The organism is Rhodoferax sp. (genome assembly GCF_010365055.1).
Classification (GTDB): Bacteria; Pseudomonadota; Gammaproteobacteria; order Burkholderiales; family Burkholderiaceae_C; genus Rhodoferax.
Genome location: NZ_JAAFHA010000056.1, coordinates 1 through 14,888, shown reverse-complemented (window position 1 = coordinate 14,888; position 14,888 = coordinate 1). Strand labels below are relative to the sequence as shown.

Annotated in this window: 15 protein-coding genes and 1 pseudogene; 12 read left to right on the top strand and 4 right to left on the bottom strand. The window is 62.1% G+C overall.

What is annotated here, in order from left to right:
• From GZ093_RS13115 to GZ093_RS13105, 3 genes and pseudogenes are all read right to left on the bottom strand, one after another.
• Positions 1-480: pseudogene (locus GZ093_RS13115) on the bottom strand (hypothetical protein); the annotation flags it as partial.
• Positions 477-1,139, bottom strand: a complete 663-nt coding sequence (locus tag GZ093_RS13110; RefSeq protein WP_296486574.1) for a response regulator transcription factor — start codon at positions 1,137-1,139, stop codon at positions 477-479. The gene GZ093_RS13110 and the pseudogene GZ093_RS13115, both read right to left, overlap by 4 nt.
• A 53-nt stretch (positions 1,140-1,192) precedes the next feature.
• Positions 1,193-1,570, bottom strand: a complete 378-nt coding sequence (locus GZ093_RS13105; protein ID WP_296486573.1) for a PepSY domain-containing protein — start codon at positions 1,568-1,570, stop codon at positions 1,193-1,195.
• Between the two features lie 122 nt (positions 1,571-1,692).
• Between GZ093_RS13105 and GZ093_RS13100 the strand changes: the two genes are divergently transcribed.
• The 12 genes from GZ093_RS13100 to GZ093_RS13045 all read left to right on the top strand — a co-directional run bounded on the left by GZ093_RS13100 (position 1,693) and on the right by GZ093_RS13045 (position 13,451).
• Positions 1,693-2,115, top strand: a complete 423-nt coding sequence (locus GZ093_RS13100; RefSeq protein WP_296486571.1) for a DUF1924 domain-containing protein — start codon at positions 1,693-1,695, stop codon at positions 2,113-2,115.
• 27 nt (positions 2,116-2,142) lie between these two features.
• Complete coding sequence (locus tag GZ093_RS13095; RefSeq protein WP_296486569.1) at positions 2,143-2,634, top strand: cytochrome C; 492 nt, start codon at positions 2,143-2,145, stop codon at positions 2,632-2,634.
• A gap of 111 nt (positions 2,635-2,745) precedes the next feature.
• The gene (locus GZ093_RS13090; protein ID WP_296486567.1) at positions 2,746-3,156 is read left to right on the top strand and encodes a PepSY domain-containing protein; all 411 of its coding nucleotides are present in this window, start codon (positions 2,746-2,748) and stop codon (positions 3,154-3,156) included.
• 47 nt (positions 3,157-3,203) lie between these two features.
• Positions 3,204-4,511, top strand: coding sequence for a ferric reductase-like transmembrane domain-containing protein (locus GZ093_RS13085; RefSeq protein ID WP_296486565.1), 1,308 nt, complete (start codon positions 3,204-3,206; stop codon positions 4,509-4,511).
• Between the two features lie 48 nt (positions 4,512-4,559).
• On the top strand, positions 4,560-5,525 hold the full coding sequence (locus GZ093_RS13080; RefSeq protein WP_296486563.1) for a DUF533 domain-containing protein: 966 nt from the start codon (positions 4,560-4,562) through the stop codon (positions 5,523-5,525).
• A 265-nt stretch (positions 5,526-5,790) separates the two neighbouring features.
• The gene (locus GZ093_RS13075) at positions 5,791-5,970 is read left to right on the top strand and encodes a hypothetical protein (protein WP_296486615.1); all 180 of its coding nucleotides are present in this window, start codon (positions 5,791-5,793) and stop codon (positions 5,968-5,970) included.
• Positions 5,971-6,196: 226 nt separating this feature from the next.
• On the top strand, positions 6,197-8,212 hold the full coding sequence (locus GZ093_RS13070; protein WP_296486562.1) for a proton-conducting transporter membrane subunit: 2,016 nt from the start codon (positions 6,197-6,199) through the stop codon (positions 8,210-8,212).
• On the top strand, positions 8,209-9,135 hold the full coding sequence (locus GZ093_RS13065) for an NADH-quinone oxidoreductase subunit H (protein ID WP_296486561.1): 927 nt from the start codon (positions 8,209-8,211) through the stop codon (positions 9,133-9,135). The genes GZ093_RS13070 and GZ093_RS13065 overlap by 4 nt, the downstream gene beginning before the upstream one ends.
• Positions 9,132-9,740 (top strand): hypothetical protein, encoded by a 609-nt coding sequence (locus tag GZ093_RS13060; RefSeq protein ID WP_296486559.1) that lies wholly within the window; start codon positions 9,132-9,134, stop codon positions 9,738-9,740. Before GZ093_RS13065 ends, GZ093_RS13060 begins: the two co-directional genes overlap by 4 nt.
• A complete protein-coding gene (locus GZ093_RS13055) occupies positions 9,737-11,185 on the top strand; it encodes a proton-conducting transporter membrane subunit (protein WP_296486556.1) in 1,449 nt (482 codons plus the stop codon). The genes GZ093_RS13060 and GZ093_RS13055 overlap by 4 nt, the downstream gene beginning before the upstream one ends.
• A 2-nt stretch (positions 11,186-11,187) precedes the next feature.
• Positions 11,188-12,684 carry a hypothetical protein gene (locus tag GZ093_RS13050; protein WP_296486554.1) on the top strand — a complete coding sequence of 499 codons (1,497 nt, stop codon included), beginning with the start codon at positions 11,188-11,190 and terminating at the stop codon, positions 12,682-12,684.
• A 17-nt stretch (positions 12,685-12,701) separates the two neighbouring features.
• Positions 12,702-13,451: an NADH:ubiquinone oxidoreductase gene (locus tag GZ093_RS13045; protein WP_296486552.1), complete on the top strand. Its 750-nt coding sequence runs from the start codon at positions 12,702-12,704 to the stop codon at positions 13,449-13,451.
• 489 nt (positions 13,452-13,940) lie between these two features.
• Here GZ093_RS13045 and GZ093_RS13040 read toward each other — a convergent pair whose 3' ends face one another.
• Positions 13,941-14,768 carry a class I SAM-dependent methyltransferase gene (locus GZ093_RS13040; protein ID WP_296486550.1) on the bottom strand — a complete coding sequence of 276 codons (828 nt, stop codon included), beginning with the start codon at positions 14,766-14,768 and terminating at the stop codon, positions 13,941-13,943.
• Between the last annotated feature and the right edge of the window lie 120 nt (positions 14,769-14,888).

Here is a 14,888-nt window from a genome sequence, read left to right as displayed (position 1 = left end):
CAACCGAAACGTGGCCGGTGCCTGGCCCGGCGTGTCATCAAATTGCACCGTGCGCTGCACCGCATTGAGCCACTGCCCTTGTGGCCCGGCAATGTGAACATGGCTTGAATCCCCCGCCCCAGCCACGACCGAGGGCAACACCAGCACATGGTCCCAAAGTGAGCGCGAGCGCAAGATCCCCACGGCGACCGTGCCACCCGCCACTCGGTCAATTTGCCAGTAATAACCCGAAAAAGGCAGCGTCAGGTGCGGATCACTCAACGCCTGCTGCAGCATGGGGGTGTTGTGGACATCCACGGTCAGCTGGGCGGTCAGTTGATCCAGATGACTGGTCAGCTCGGCCTGAAACTGGGTTTGCACATGCTGGCGAAACAGGCTGCTCAAACCCCAACCTGCCACAACGATCGACGCGGCAATCCAGAACAGGGTGCCAAACAGCAGGCGAACCCGCAGCGAGCCACGCAAACTGACCCAATTCATGCCACCACAGCCAGCCGATAACCCAAACCACGCACCGTTTCGATCATGCCCGCAGGCAGTTTTTTGCGCAGTCGCCCGATGAAGACTTCCACCGTGTTCGAGTCCCGATCAAAGTCCTGGGCGTAGATGTGTTCAACCAGCGCCGTGCGGGACACCACTTCGTCCTGATGGTGCATCAAATACGCCAACACCCGGTATTCATGGCTGGTCAGCACCAGCGCTTGACCCGCCAATGTCACCCGGCTGTTGCGGGTGTCCAGACTCATCGTGCCGCAAGTCAATTCGGCGCTGGCGTGGCCGCCCGAACGACGTATCAAGGCACGCAGGCGGGCCAGCAACTCTTCCATATGGAAAGGTTTGGCTAGGTAGTCGTCGGCACCGGCATCAATACCGGCCACTTTTTCATGCCAACCATCTCGTGCGGTCAGTATCAGCACAGGTATGGTCCGCCCCGCCGTCCGCCATTGGCGCAACACCGACAAACCATCCATTTTGGGTAGACCCAGGTCCAACACCACCGCATCATAGGGTTCGGTATTGCCCAAGTGGTGGCCATGAACACCGTTGTCCGCCAAATCCACGGCGTAGCCAGCTGCACCGACGCCGTCGGCGAGTTGAATGAGCAACTTGGGCTCGTCCTCCACGATCAAGATACGCATGGCAGAAACTCTCGGCTCAGTGTGTGGCGGGGCAATGCAGGTGCCTCACCATGTTAATCCTTGCGCTTGCGGCGTATCAGATCACCGGTTTTGGCATCTATTTGGAGTTTCAGCCGCGTGCCACCCGTTGTTAGCACTTTGATCTTGTAGACCCAACGCACCACACCATGGTCTTTGTCGCGGTCCAGTTCTACATCCAGCACTTTGCCCGCATGTTCGCGCTCCACACGCTCAAGGATGGTGGCCAGTGGCAGTACCTCACCCGACTGCAGGGCTTCGCGGGCACGGTCATGGTCATGGTCACTGTCAGCCCAGGCCCCAGCGCTGTACCCCATCAGCACACACGCCCACAGCACCACACCCCACAGCCGCCAAAAATGGCTGGGTAAGGGCAATCGCTGTTGATGACAGATGGATTCGGCGTGCTGCATAAGTCCACTTTATAACGGGTTGAACATGAACGCCAGATGAACGCGAGGTTCACCTTGCATTCAGAAAGCGCTAGGCACAGTACAGGCCTTCACCACTTCATCACCCCCTCAAGGAGCCCACCATGCCATACAAATTCAGCACCGCTTTTATTGCCTGCATCCTCGCCTTCGGCCTGAGCGGCATGGCCCTGGCAGGCCCCCGCGAGGACCTGCTGGCGCAATACGCCAGCGCAGCCAAAGCGGCCAACCCTGCGTTCAGTGGGTTTTCTGCGCGGCGTGGTCAAACCCTGCACACCCAAAAATTCACCACAGGCAAGCCAGACAGCCCAAGTTGCACCAGTTGCCACGGAACCAACCCGCGCACTGCGGGCAAAAACGCCACCGGCAAAGTGATTGACGCGGTAGCCGTGTCCGTCACGCCCACGCGTTACACCGACGCCTCCAAGGTTGAGAAATGGTTCAAGCGCAACTGCAACGAAGTGATCGGACGCGACTGCAGCGCCACTGAAAAAGGCGACTGGCTCACCTACGTGACGAGCCTGTAATAACCCTGACTTTGAAGGAATACCCCAATGAACCTGCCCTACCGTCCCATGGCCCTGATTCTGGTGGCCGTCAGCTTTTTCGCCATTGTGCTGGGCCGTGCCCAAGCCGGTGGCGGACACTTTTACACACCGGTGGCTGACGCTGTGGTCAAAGAAGAGTGCGCCAGCTGCCACCTGGCGTTTTCGCCCGCGATGCTACCGGCCAGTTCCTGGAAACGCATGATGGGTGACCTGCAAAACCACTTTGGTGAGGATACCAGCGTCGACGCCGCCACCGCCGCCGCCATTACGGCCTACCTGACCGCCAACGCCGCAGACACGGGCGGGCGCAACTTCAGCAGCAAACTGTTGCGCGGGGTGTCGTTTGCCAGCGCGCCGCAACGCATCACCGAGTTGCCCAAATGGGTCGACGAGCATGGCAAGGTGCCCGCTTGGGAATGGAAACACAAAGACGTGCGCTCCAAATCCAACTGCCTGGCCTGCCACCGTGACGCTGAACGCGGCTACTACGACGAATGACCTGAGCCAGCTCACAGCGCAACAACCGAGCCGCCAAGAGGACATTAAGCAGCCTTGCGGAACATAGTCCCACTGCTGCACAAACCATCTTTTTTAACCAAAGTGCACACCATGAATCCATCTTTCTCCCTCTCCACCCTGTGCCTGGCTGGTTGCCTGCTGGCTGGTGCCGTCACACTGACACCTGCTCATGCAGACGACGACACCCGTTGGCGTGATACCGGCGCCGTGCTGAGCGTGCCACAAGTGCTGCAAAAGCTCGACGCTGCGGGCTACCGCAACATCGAAAAAATTCAGCTCAAGCGCGGCAACTACGCGGTACGTACCACTGGCCGCGACGGTGAGCGCGTCAAGCTGCATGTCAACGCGCAAACCGGTGACATCCTCGGCCAGCGGGACTCCCAAAAAACCGACGATCGCGCTGGCAGCAAGTTTCAAAAATTGATGGGCAATTGCAATGAGCGCCGTTGCCGTGATGACCTGGTGCGCCCACCCGGTGCTGCGCCAGCTGTCAAGCCCTGAGCCTTTGATCCGTTCCCCACCCCACCCAACGCCCCCAGAAAACTGTCATGAAAACCTTGATTTTGAGCCTGTTGTCACTTGTCACCCTGGCCTGGGGCTGGGAGGTTTTCTCAAGCGTTGCCCCCGCAGGGGCCAGCACATGGTGGGTGGCGCGCCAGGAGGCACTGCACCTGAGTGGCCTGCTGTCTGTGGCCATGATGTCGCTGGTGATGTTTTTGGCCACCCGCCCGGCATGGCTTGAAACCCCGCTGGGCGGCATGGACCGGATTTACCGCACCCACAAGTGGGCCGGGATCACGGCTGTGGCTTTTGCCGCCGCGCATTGGCTGATCGAGATGTCTGGCGACATCCTCAAAGCCATGGTGGGTCGCGAGGGACGGGTTGGCAAAGAGAAATTCACCGGTTTTCTGGAAGTGTTGCGCGATCTGGCCGAAGACATGGGCGAATGGGCCATCTATGCCGTTTTGGCCATGCTGGTCATCACCTTGTGGAAGAAGTTCCCCTACCGCGCCTGGCGCATCCTGCACCAGGCCATGCCCGTGCTGTATCTGATGCTGGCGTTTCATGCGGTCTTGCTTGTGCCCACCAACTACTGGGCGCAACCTGTGGGCCTGTTGCTGGGTGCGCTGTTGCTGGCAGGGGTGTATGGCGCAGTGGCATCGCTGCGCAAGGTCATCGGCAAATCGCGCCAAACCATGGGCCAGGTTGTCGCTGTTGAGCACTTGCCCGGTGATGTCTGCGCGGTGCGCTGCCACCTGGGTACCCGCTGGCACGGCCACCGGGCGGGTCAGTTTGCGTTTGTCACCTTTGAGGGCAAAGAAGGTGCGCACCCCTTTACCATTGCCAGCGCTGACCGGGATGATTGCACCGTGGACTTCCAGATCAAAGCCCTGGGCGATTACACCCGGGGCCTGGCCCAGCGTCTGCAAGTGGGCCAAAGCGTGCGGGTCGAGGGCCCTTACGGTCGCTTTGACCTGGCCCGGCGCCACCACAAAGCGGACCAAATTTGGATCGCGGGCGGCATTGGTGTAACACCATTTTTGGCTTGGCTGGAGTCCTTGCAAGCCAGCCCGCAGCAAGCGCCAAGCGCTGAGCTGCATTACTGCACCCGCAACCAGGCCACCGACACCTTTGCCCAGCGCCTGACCGATTTGTGTGCCAAGCTGCCCAGCGTTCGCCTGCACATTCACGATGCCAGCCAGGGCGCAAGCCTTAAAGCGCCCACCCTGGGCGCCACGAAAAAAAGCGAGATCTGGTTTTGTGGCCCCGCAGGCTTGGGGCAGTCACTGCGCGAGGGCCTGAAAGCCATGGGGGTGACGCCACGCTTTCACCAAGAAGCCTTTGAGATGCGCTGAAAAGCCACTGCCTGCAAAATTCAACCATTCACTCCCGAAAGTTACACCATGACCCTCGCACAACAACGCGCTTTGCTCACCATTGCCCTGCTGGCCGCTTTTGCCGACCAGCACCACGACGACCGTGAACGCGAGCACATTCGCCGCCTGATCGACACCCTGGGTGGCCAAGCCAAAGACCTCGACCTGGCGGGGTTGTATGGCCAGGTGCTGCTCAAGCAAGTCCACCTTGGGGCGGCAGCGGCCACCTTGACAGACCTGTCGCAACGGCAACTGGCCTATGAGATGGCGGTGTGCGTGTGTGATGCCGATGGCCAAGCCACCGAGCCAGAACAGGCGTTTTTGCAAGAATTGGCGCGTGAGTTGCAGCTTGATTCCAGCGTCACTGCGCCCCTGAGCCAGCAAGTCCAAGCCCTGGCTGATTTATCCGATGCCGCAGCGCCCAGCGTCACGCAAGCGGTGGCAACTGCGCCCACCGCGCCAACAGTGGCAACGTCAGATGAGGCGGGGCTGGACCGCTCCATCCTGAACCACGCCATTTTGAACGGTGCGCTGGAACTGCTGCCCCAGTCGTGGGCGTCGATGGGCATCGTGCCACTGCAAATCAAAATGGTGTACAGCATTGGCAAAGCCCATGGGTATGAGTTGGACCAGGGCCATATCCGTGATTTTTTGGCCACCTTGGGCGTGGGCCTAACCTCCCAATACCTGGAGCAGTTTGGCCGCAAACTGCTGGGCGGTTTGCTGGGCAAAGTGGCTGGCGGCATGGGCAAGTCCGTGGGCAAAGCCACCGCCGGCGTGGCGTTCTCCTTTGCCACCACTTATGCCCTGGGACATGTGGCCAAACGCTATTACGCCAGCGGGCGTCAAATGAACACAGCCCTGCTGCAAGAGACGTTCCAAGGCCTGATTCAACCCGCCAAAAATATGCAGGTCCGATACTTGCCACAAATTCGCGAAAAAGCCAGCAGCATCGACATGGGGCAAATCATGTCCATGGTGCGCGGCCGCTGAGGCCGGTTCACCCCCCCCCGGTTGCTCAGCGCGGTGATCGCGGGCGCGGGGGGCAAGCCGGTGTGCTGGGTCAACAGGCTGTTGCGCATCTTTATGAGGGGCATAGCGCAGAGCCTGCAACCCCACTGCCCCTGTGCGGCGCAAGTGGATAAGACCGTCCTGCAAGTTGGTGCGGTGGCTTTCATCCACCCATTGATGGGCCAGGAATTCCGTGCAGCGCGTCGATATCAAATAATTTTAAGCATTGTTTGAGCCTGCAGCCCCCGTGAAACCTGCGCAGACAGCTATCGAATCAGTAGTACCCGGCGGCGAAGCCATCGCCCCGGTGATCGGCATCAGCGACGGCATGGTGCTGGCCGCCAGCCATGCCGATGAAAAAGCAACGTCCGGCATTTACGTGCTCGAGCCCTTTGCCAATGCCCAGCCCGGCATGCGGGTGCATTGAGGGGCGTAAAATGCGTTTCCCTATGGGTACGCTCCATTCCTTGAATTCACCGCGGTTGATGTCACCGCTCTCCAAACGCCGGCGCATCTGCATGCGTCTGCGTCACTGTGGGCCACCCGCATTCGTTTGACCCCCTGGTGTTCAGATCGTTTGCGGTGTCCCGTGTGTCATTAGATTTTTTTCCTCCTTTCGTCGTTGCGCTTGGCCCTAACCACGCCCCAGCGCCATGAATCAGCTCATTGCTGCCGTTCTGGTCCTGATGCTGGGCGGCGCACTGGCGCTGCTGCCAGCGCGCAACGTCGTGCGCGCCAGCACCGGTTTGATCTCCCAGGCCATTGCCCTCGGCCTGGTCTGGTGGGTGGCGCTGCCGGTGCTGTTTGGCGGCCCGGATGTCACCGGTGACATGCCCTGGGCCTACCCCATGGGCGCGCTGCATTTCAGGCTGGACGCGCTGGGCGCCTTCTTCCTGAGCTGGTCCTTGCCCATGACGCTGCTGGGCAGCGTGTATGCGATGGGCTACCTGCATAAGTACTTTGACAGCCCGCGCCACATCGGCGTGCACTTTGGCCTGCTCAACATGATCTCGCTCTCGTTCATCCTGGTGTATGTCGGTGAGCATGCCGTCACATTCTTGCTGGGCTGGGAGATTGCCGCGCTATCGGCCTGGTTGCTGGTCATCTGGGACTACCCCAACCAGAAGGTGCGCTTTGCCGGCTTCAATTACCTGGTGTCCACCCACGTCGGCCTGATTTTTCTGGTGGCGGCGATCATGATTCTCTACACCAACACCCAGTCGTGGTTTCTGGATGACTATGGCGACTGGATGGCGCAGAACCCCGGTACGGTGCGCAATACCGTCTTCTTGTTGCTGGTCACCAGTTTTGGGCTCAAGTCCGCGTTTTTCCCGTTTCATTCGTGGCTGCCGCGCGCCCACGCTGCGGCGCCAGCACACGTTTCCGCGCTGATGTCGGGCGTGATTCACAAGGCCGGGCTGTACGCGCTGGTGCATTTCCTGATGATCTCGGGCAAGCCGGACGAATGGATGGGCTGGTTCTTGATCGCGTTCTCCGTGACCTCGGCGGTGGTGGGCGGCCTCTACACCGTGGGCCAGCGCGACCTGAAACGCCTGCTGGGCTATTCGTCGACCGAGAACGTCGGCATCGCCGGCATCGGCTTTGGCGTGGGCTGCCTGGGCTTGAGCTGGGATCTGCCCGCGCTGGTGGCGCTGGGTTTTGGCGGCGGCTTGCTGCATGTGCTCAACCACGCGTTCTTCAAATGCCAGCTGTTTTATGCGGCGGGCTGCGTGTACCAGATCAAGCATGTGATCGACATCGAGCGCCTGGGCGGCCTGTTCAAGCGCATGCCCGTGACCGCCGTCTGCTTCATCATCGGCGGTGTCGCCATTTCGGCGCTGCCGCCGTTCAACGGCTTTGCCAGCGAGTTCCTGATCTACTCGGGCCTGTTCACGGGCGAGGCCATCAACATCTGGGCCAAGCTCACGCTGGCCCTGACGGCCGCGGCGCTGGCCTTTGTCGGCGCGGTGTCGGCCCTGAGCATCACGCGCGCCTTTGGCGTGATCTTCTTGGGCACCGCGCGCGACCCCAGCCTGCCCGAAGCGCACGAGGCCAATGGCTGGATGTTGTTCCCGATGGTCGTGCACACGCTGGGAACCGTGGTGCTGGGCGTGGCCCCGACCTTGGGCTTTGCCCTGGTGGCGGCGCCCACCGCCCTGTTCCTGCACTTGACGCCCGATGCGCTGGCGGCCCAGGCCCTGCAGTCCGTTACTGGCACGCTGGTGCGCATCGGTGCCATCTCAGCGGGCCTGGTCGCTGTCGTGATGCTGGTGCTGGCGCTGGTCTGGCTGCGCGCGCGCCTGAAACGGCAGACACCGGAACCCGACGCCACCTGGGGTTGCGGCTATGGCGCACCCAATGCGCGCATGCAGTACACGGGTGCGAGCTTTTCGGTCGACTTTGCGCAGCGTTTCAAAAACGTGATGCTGATGCTCAAGCGGCAAAAAGCACCCGAAGGCTATTTCCCGCGCGACAGCTATGTGATCACCGACTGCGTGGATGCCGTGGAGCGGCGCCTGTTTGCGGTCATCAACCAGGGCGATGCTTCGGCCACCGAGCTGGCGCAAAAATTACACGAGGACGACCCGCGCATCGCCTTTGCGGCCGGCCTGGCGGCCATCGTGGCCATCGGCGCGCTGGTGTTGCTGGCCGAAGGGGGTCTGCGGTGAACCTGCTGCTGACCGTGACCCATGGGGTGTTGGTCCTCACGCTGCCGATTGTTCTGGTCGGGCTGGTCAACCGCAGCAAATCCTGGTGGGCCGGGCGCAAGGGGCCGCGCCTGTTGCAGTCGGCCTACGACCTGTGGCGGCTGCTGGGCAAGCGCCCCATCATCAGCACGGTCGCCAGCCCGCTGTTTCGCATGAGCGCCTATGTGGTGCTGGTCTGCGCCCTGGCGGCGGCCAGCATGGTGCCGATGCTGGGCCAGTTTGCGCCGGTGCAGTTTTCTCACGACTTTATCGTGGTGGCCTACACGCTGGGTCTGGCGCGCATCGCACTGATGCTCGCGGCGATGGACGTGGGCAGCGCGTTTGAAGGCATGGGCGCAGCACGCGAGGCGTCTTTTTCAGCCTACGCCGAGCCGGCACTTTTTTTGCTGATCGGCGCGGCAGGCGCTGCTACCGGAATGACCAGCTTTGCCGACCTGATCGGGCAGTTGCACCGCACGCCTTACTTTTTGATCATTGTGGTGCCGCTGGTGCTGGCCCTGCTGATCTTGTTGCAGACCGAAGCCGCGCGCGTGCCGGTGGATGACCCGATGACGCACCTGGAACTGACCATGATCCATGAGGTCATGATTCTGGACCACAGTGGCCCCGAACTGGCCGCGATGCAGTACGCCGCCGCGCTGAAGATGAGCTTGTACGCAGGGCTGATTGCTGCGCTGATCAACCCGGTTGACCCGCAGGTAGCACCCGTTGCCGCCATTGCCGTGTCGCTGGGCCTGATGCTGCTGGTGGCGCTGGGTGTGGGGTGCATCGAGTCGCTGACCGCCCGGTTGCCGATGCGCTGGGTCACGCGCTATGTGCTGATCGGCTCGGGCGCCGCGCTGCTCAGCATGGTGGTGGTGGGTTTGGGAGCCAGCGGCTTATGACACTGCCTTTGATCCTGTGCCTGGTGGCCACCGTGATTCCGGTCTTTTTTGGCAAAATCCACTCGGCCCCGGCCTGGCTGAGCCTGCAGGCGCTGGCGCTGGGCTGGATCAGCATGACCCGGCATTCGGAGCTGTCGCTGCATGTGCTGGCCTTGGGGCTGGAAGTGCTGCTGGTGCGCGCCTGGCTGGTGCCGACCTTGCTGCGCCGGGCCCTGTCCGGGCACAGTGCCGCCCGGCAGGACCTGATGCCCTCCAACCTGTTTGCCTGGGGCGTGGCCATCAGCCTGATCATTCTGGCGTTCCGCTTTGGCGACGGCGCCCGTGCTGACGTGCGCGCGCTCACGCTGGGCGTGGTGGCGGCCACGGTCATGATCGCCTTCTTGATTCTGGCGACCAGCCGCGAGCCCGCCGCGCAGCTGGTCGGCTTGTTGTTCATGGAAAACGCGCTGGCGCTGTTTGAGTCGCTGATGCCCGAGCCCTGGGCGCTGCCGGTTCACCTGGCGGTCAGCGGCGTCTACATCCTGACGGTGGCGGTGGGCAGTTGGCTGGTGCGTGGGCACCTGCCAGCCCCGTCGGCCGCCCCGGCCCTGAAGGAGATTCCATGAGCGCGCTCGCACCCGCTGCGCCGTCCCCCGACATCTTGGTCGAACTGGAAGACCAGGTGGAACCCGGCTCCAGATGGGTCGCGCCGACGCTGGTGATGGTCGCCCTGATCGCCTGGCTGGCCTCAGTCGCGGTGTTCATCACGCACCCGCTCGCGCAATTGCCGCTGTACTTTGCCAAGCGTTATCTGGTGCTCGACGCTACCTCGCTGCTCTTTGTGGTGCTGGTCAACACGGTGTTTCTGGGGATCAGCGTGTACATCCTGTCGCGCGAACATTCTTCCGCGAACCTGTCGCATGACATCCGCTCGCGTGCGGGCCTGATGCTGACTTTCATGCTGATCATCAACCTGGGGGTCATGTCCAACCACCTGATTCTGATGTGGGCGCTGATCGAGCTCAGCACCTTGTGCGCGGCACCCCTGGTGGCGCGCGGTGACGCGGCGTCCCCCAAAGGCGTGGCCTGGCGCTACATGCTGTACTCGGCCATGACGCTGTCCATCACCTTTTTAGGCTTCATGTGTCTGGCTCAGTCAGCCCATTTGCGCGGCGTCGACATCAGCTTTGCGGTCGATGAACTCGGGCAAGCCTTGAGCACCAACAGCGATGGCTGGCAGCGCCTGGGCCTGTCCTTCATGCTGTTCGGGCTGGGTGGCAAGCTCGGCCTGGCGCCGCTCTACAGCTGGATGCCCGAAACCTACGAGGCTGCGCCCACCAGCACGAGCGCGCTGCTGGCGGCGGTGCAATTCAACATCAGTGTGGTGGCGGTGTTTCGCATCCTGCAGGTGTTTCATGGCTATGAGTCCGGCTTTGCATCGCAGGAATTGCTGCTCATGGGCTACCTGTCGCTGGTCGTGGCGGCCGTGCAGGTGATGGCCGCGCGCAACTACAAACGCCTGATCGCCTACGCCTGCGTCAGTTCCTCCGGTGTCATTGCCTTGGGTCTGTCGGTGGGCAAGGCGGCCGCCTATGGCGTGGTGCTTTACATCGTCAGCAATGCGTTCGTGAAGTCGCTGCTGTTCCTGACCGCCGGGCGCCTGCGCGCGGTCTATGGCACAAACGATGTGGCCCCCTTAAGCGGCGTGATCCGGGTCATGCCTTTTTCTGGCCTGCTGTTCACGGTGGGCATTTTTGCCCTGCTGGGCTTTCCGCCCTTTGCCAGCTTTCTGGCCGAGATGATGATCCTCTCGGGCATCGTGCAAGCGGGCAACTTGATGGCATTCACCTTGATGTGCGTGATGCTGACCGTCATCTTTGTGGCCACCGGGCGCACCGTGTTCCCGATGCTGTGGGGGGCCTCCAAACGCGAAGGGCCGCCGGTGCATGAATCCTGGATCGCCGCCTTGCCCAAGCTGGGTTTTGTCTTCATCCTGATCATGCTTGGCACCTACACCCCGAAACCCATCACCGAGTTGCTGATTGCGGTGGCGCAGTCGATTGGCGGTTAAGCATGACAAGCGCACAAGCCTTGACCCTGTTCGCCCTGCGCAATGTGGCCGCCACCCCCCTGCCGGAGCTGGTGCAGCTTTGCAGCCAGCGCCTGCAAGCCGGCGAGCGCCTGCTTGCCCTGTTTGGCCGGCCAGCGCCAGAATTGGGGGCGAACATCATCATGGTCACCGCGGTGCTGCAGCCTGCGCAAGGGGCGCTCGCCCTCTTGCGCGCCACTGCAGAGCGCGGCGACCACTACCGCTGCCTCACCGCCCAGCATCCGGCGGCGCAAATTCTGGAGCGCGAGCTGTGGGAGCAAACGGGCCTGTTCCCGGACGGCCACCCCTGGCTCAAACCCGTGCGCTTTGAAGGCGAGCGCCAGCAGCGCATGAGCGACTACCCCTTCTTCAAGGTGCGCGGGCACGAGGTGCATGAAGTGGCGGTCGGACCGATCCACGCCAGCGTGATCGAGCCCGGGCATTTCCGCTTCATGTGCCTGGGTGAAACCGTGCACCACCTGGAAATTCAGCTGGGCTACCAGCACCGCGGCGTCGAGGCCCTGCTGCTGCGCCGACCGGTGTGGCAGCTCACGCCACTGGTGGAGTCGATCTGTGGCGACTCGGCCGTGGCCTATGCCTGGGGGTACTGCGCCGCGCTGGAATTTATGTCAAATCAGGCTGTAGCCCCCGCAGTACATGCCTCACGTGCTATTGCTTTAGAGATGGAACGCGTCGCCATGCACCTCGCCAGCTTGGGCGGCATGGCCACCGACATCGCTTTTTTGCAGGGTGGCGCCACCTATGGCCGCTTACGCACCGCCATCATCAACGCCAGCCAGCGCGTCTGCGGCAACCGCTTTGGCCGCGGCTGGATTCGGCCCGGACAAGCCAAACCGCTGTCAGCCGCCTTGCAGCAGGACCTGAACCAAACCCTGACGGCCTTTGCCACCGACTTTGCGCAAGTGAACCAGCTGATGCTGAGCGCGCGCAGCGTCCAGGCCCGTTTGCACGGCACCGGCACGGTCAGCCAGCGTGCCGCGCTGGACCTGGGGTTGGTCGGCCCGGTGGCGCGCGCCTGCGGCGTGGCGCTGGATGGCCGCACGCAATGGCCCGCTGCAGCCTACGGCCACGCCCCGATGCCCCTGGTGACCGAGACGGCGGGCGACTGCTGGGCGCGCATGCGACTGCGCATGCGCGAAGTCGATGCCTCGGTGGCCTGGCTGCTCAGGACGCTGGCCGACACCGCGCTCGACCTGAGTCAAGCCGGGCAAGCGCAGCCCAACATCCCCGCAGCCCTGCAGCCAGACGCCCTGTGCGTGTCACTGGTGGAGGGCACGCGCGGACCGGTGCTGCAGGTGCTGGAGACCTCGCCCAAAGGCGAGCTGCTGCACTACAAGGTGCAAGACCCCTCGCTGGCCAACTGGTTTGGCCTGGCTTTTGCCATGCGCGACAACGCCATTTCTGACTTTCCCATCTGCAACAAGAGTTTTGACCTCTCTTACTGCGGCAACGATCTCTAAAAGGCGGCAGACGCACCATGCTCAAGTCCATCGCCGTTCGCAAGTCCCAGGGCACGCAATACATTGCCGACCTGCGTGCCGCCAAACCGGTGGGCTTTCGGGGCAAGCCCGTCATCAGCGATGCCGCCTGCGCCAGCGGCTGCCAGGCCTGCCAGGCCATTTGCCCGACTCAGGCGATTCAATTGCTGCCGGTCCAGATTGATCTGGGGCGCTGCGTGATGTGCGGCGACTGCGAGCCCGTGTGCCCCAGCCACAAATTGAGTTTCAGCAACGACATCAAGCTGTGCGCCACCAGTCGCGAGGCACTCACCGTCAGCAGCGCGCACCCCAATCTTGACCCGATCAAGGTGTCAAAGGCGTTGCACCAGCGTTTTGGCCGCTCGCTCAAGCTGCGCTCAGTGTCAGCCGGGGGCTGCAATGGTTGCGAGTTGGAAATCAACGCCTGGAGCAACGTGAACTTTGACCTGGGCCGCTACGGCATCGACATCGTGGCCAGCCCGCGCCACGCTGACGGCCTGGTGCTGTCCGGCCCCATCACCCGCAACATGGCGCAGGCCCTGCAAATCTGTTGGGACGCGATTCCCGAACCGAAGCTGGTGATTGCGGTGGGTGCCTGCGCGATCTCGGGCGGTGTGTTTGCCGACAGCGACGCGCTCGACCGGGAGTTTCTGGAGCGCTTCAAGCCTTCGCTGTACGTGCCAGGCTGCCCGGCGCATCCGCTGACTTTTATCTCGGGCATCATGAATTTGCTGGGGATTGCGGGGTAGGTCGAGACTTCGTTGAGCCATGGCGCCGTTCCGACCGGGCTCGATTCGTTTGGGTGGATGGCTGGAAGACGCAAAGCGGGTGCAGAGATCTCCGATTTGCCTTCTCCAAGCAGGCCAGTGGGCTACACATAAGGACCGTCAGCACTGTGGCATTGGTTTCGTCAAGACCAATTTCGGGCGACCACCTGCAGCCGGTCATGAACGACCGATATGGCGCATCGACTTCAGCCAACCGAGAGGCCTTGTCTGGATGGGAGCTTGGGTGGTCATCTTGGCTGGGCGCCATTGACTATCTGTCCATAGCGTCTGAGATCCAAGATCAGGTGGCGAGTTCCGGGAAGGGATCTGCGTTTCCCTTACGCTTTGTGCCAATTGATCCACCCTGTTGCGGCGTGCCTGGATTCGGCACGCCAAGGCCAATCTAGGCCAAACGAGCGGCAAATTGAAGACCAACTTGCGCCAGAGGCGCTGCCCGCTTGGCACTGCGGATCACCGTCTCGTGATCAGGACTTCAAGGTACTCGCCCGGCACGACCATCGTGCCGTCGGTGGCGCGATTGAACTGCTGCACCAGGCGGATCAAGTCGGTGGCCAAGGTCTGCTGTTGGGTGGCACTCACGGCACCAAACGCCTTTTGCATCGGACCGTAGTAGGTTCGAAACGTGTCGAGCCAGTGCTGCGGCGTGCGGTAGCGAAACATGAAGTCTTTGCGTGTTGTCTCGATCGTGGCGGCGCGCCGACCAAACAGCTCGCGCAGGCGCTCGTCCGTGCCCCACAGCGACGGTGGCTTGAGGCCGGCGGGTGGCGGGATGTAGCGGCCGATGGTCTTGAACAATTCACCGACGAAGCTTGATGGCGTCCAGTTCGCCAGGCCAATCTTGCCGCCGGGCCTGCACAGGCGAGTGAGTTCGCTCGCCGCTTTTTCCTGGTTCGGGGTGAACATGACACCGAAGGTGGACAGCACAACGTCAAACGATGCATCCGCAAAAGGAATGTTCTCGGCGTCAGCTTCTTTGAATTGCACGGCCAGGCCATTGGCACTCGCCCGTGCACGGCCACGCTCCAGGAGCGCACCAACATAGTCGGTTGAGACCACATCGCACCAGCGCCGCGCCGCTGCCAGCGTGGCGTTGCCGTTGCCAGCGCAGACGTCCAGCACGCGCGCACCAGCGCGTAAATCGAGGGCTTCGCATAGAGTCTCACCGACGATCTGCAGAGTCGTTCCAATCACGGCATAGTCGCCTGCGGACCAGGCCGCTTGCTGCTTCTGCTTGACCGCCACCAAGTCAACGGAGGGGGAATGAGAAAGGGTTTCCACGTTCGTGCTCCTGAATAAGGGTTAACTTGAATGGCACTTACTTTGGCTTCCAGTCGTGGCCATGTTTCTTGATTTTCCGACGAGCGATGGCACGCGGAACCTTTAACCACGGGTAAGGTT

What these genes read in the sequence shown, in the direction of transcription:
- GZ093_RS13070 (WP_296486562.1), top strand. Translation starts at nt 6,197, where the DNA reads ATGAATCAGCTCATTGCTGCCGTTCTGGTCCTGATGCTGGGCGGCGCA.
- GZ093_RS13100 (WP_296486571.1), top strand. Translation starts at nt 1,693, where the DNA reads ATGCCATACAAATTCAGCACCGCTTTTATTGCCTGCATCCTCGCCTTC.
- GZ093_RS13080 (WP_296486563.1), top strand. Translation starts at nt 4,560, where the DNA reads ATGACCCTCGCACAACAACGCGCTTTGCTCACCATTGCCCTGCTGGCC.
- GZ093_RS13060 (WP_296486559.1), top strand. Translation starts at nt 9,132, where the DNA reads ATGACACTGCCTTTGATCCTGTGCCTGGTGGCCACCGTGATTCCGGTC.
- GZ093_RS13090 (WP_296486567.1), top strand. Translation starts at nt 2,746, where the DNA reads ATGAATCCATCTTTCTCCCTCTCCACCCTGTGCCTGGCTGGTTGCCTG.
- GZ093_RS13045 (WP_296486552.1), top strand. Translation starts at nt 12,702, where the DNA reads ATGCTCAAGTCCATCGCCGTTCGCAAGTCCCAGGGCACGCAATACATT.
- GZ093_RS13110 (WP_296486574.1), bottom strand. Translation starts at nt 1,139, where the DNA reads ATGCGTATCTTGATCGTGGAGGACGAGCCCAAGTTGCTCATTCAACTC.
- GZ093_RS13095 (WP_296486569.1), top strand. Translation starts at nt 2,143, where the DNA reads ATGAACCTGCCCTACCGTCCCATGGCCCTGATTCTGGTGGCCGTCAGC.
- GZ093_RS13105 (WP_296486573.1), bottom strand. Translation starts at nt 1,570, where the DNA reads ATGCAGCACGCCGAATCCATCTGTCATCAACAGCGATTGCCCTTACCC.
- GZ093_RS13050 (WP_296486554.1), top strand. Translation starts at nt 11,188, where the DNA reads ATGACAAGCGCACAAGCCTTGACCCTGTTCGCCCTGCGCAATGTGGCC.
- GZ093_RS13055 (WP_296486556.1), top strand. Translation starts at nt 9,737, where the DNA reads ATGAGCGCGCTCGCACCCGCTGCGCCGTCCCCCGACATCTTGGTCGAA.
- GZ093_RS13085 (WP_296486565.1), top strand. Translation starts at nt 3,204, where the DNA reads ATGAAAACCTTGATTTTGAGCCTGTTGTCACTTGTCACCCTGGCCTGG.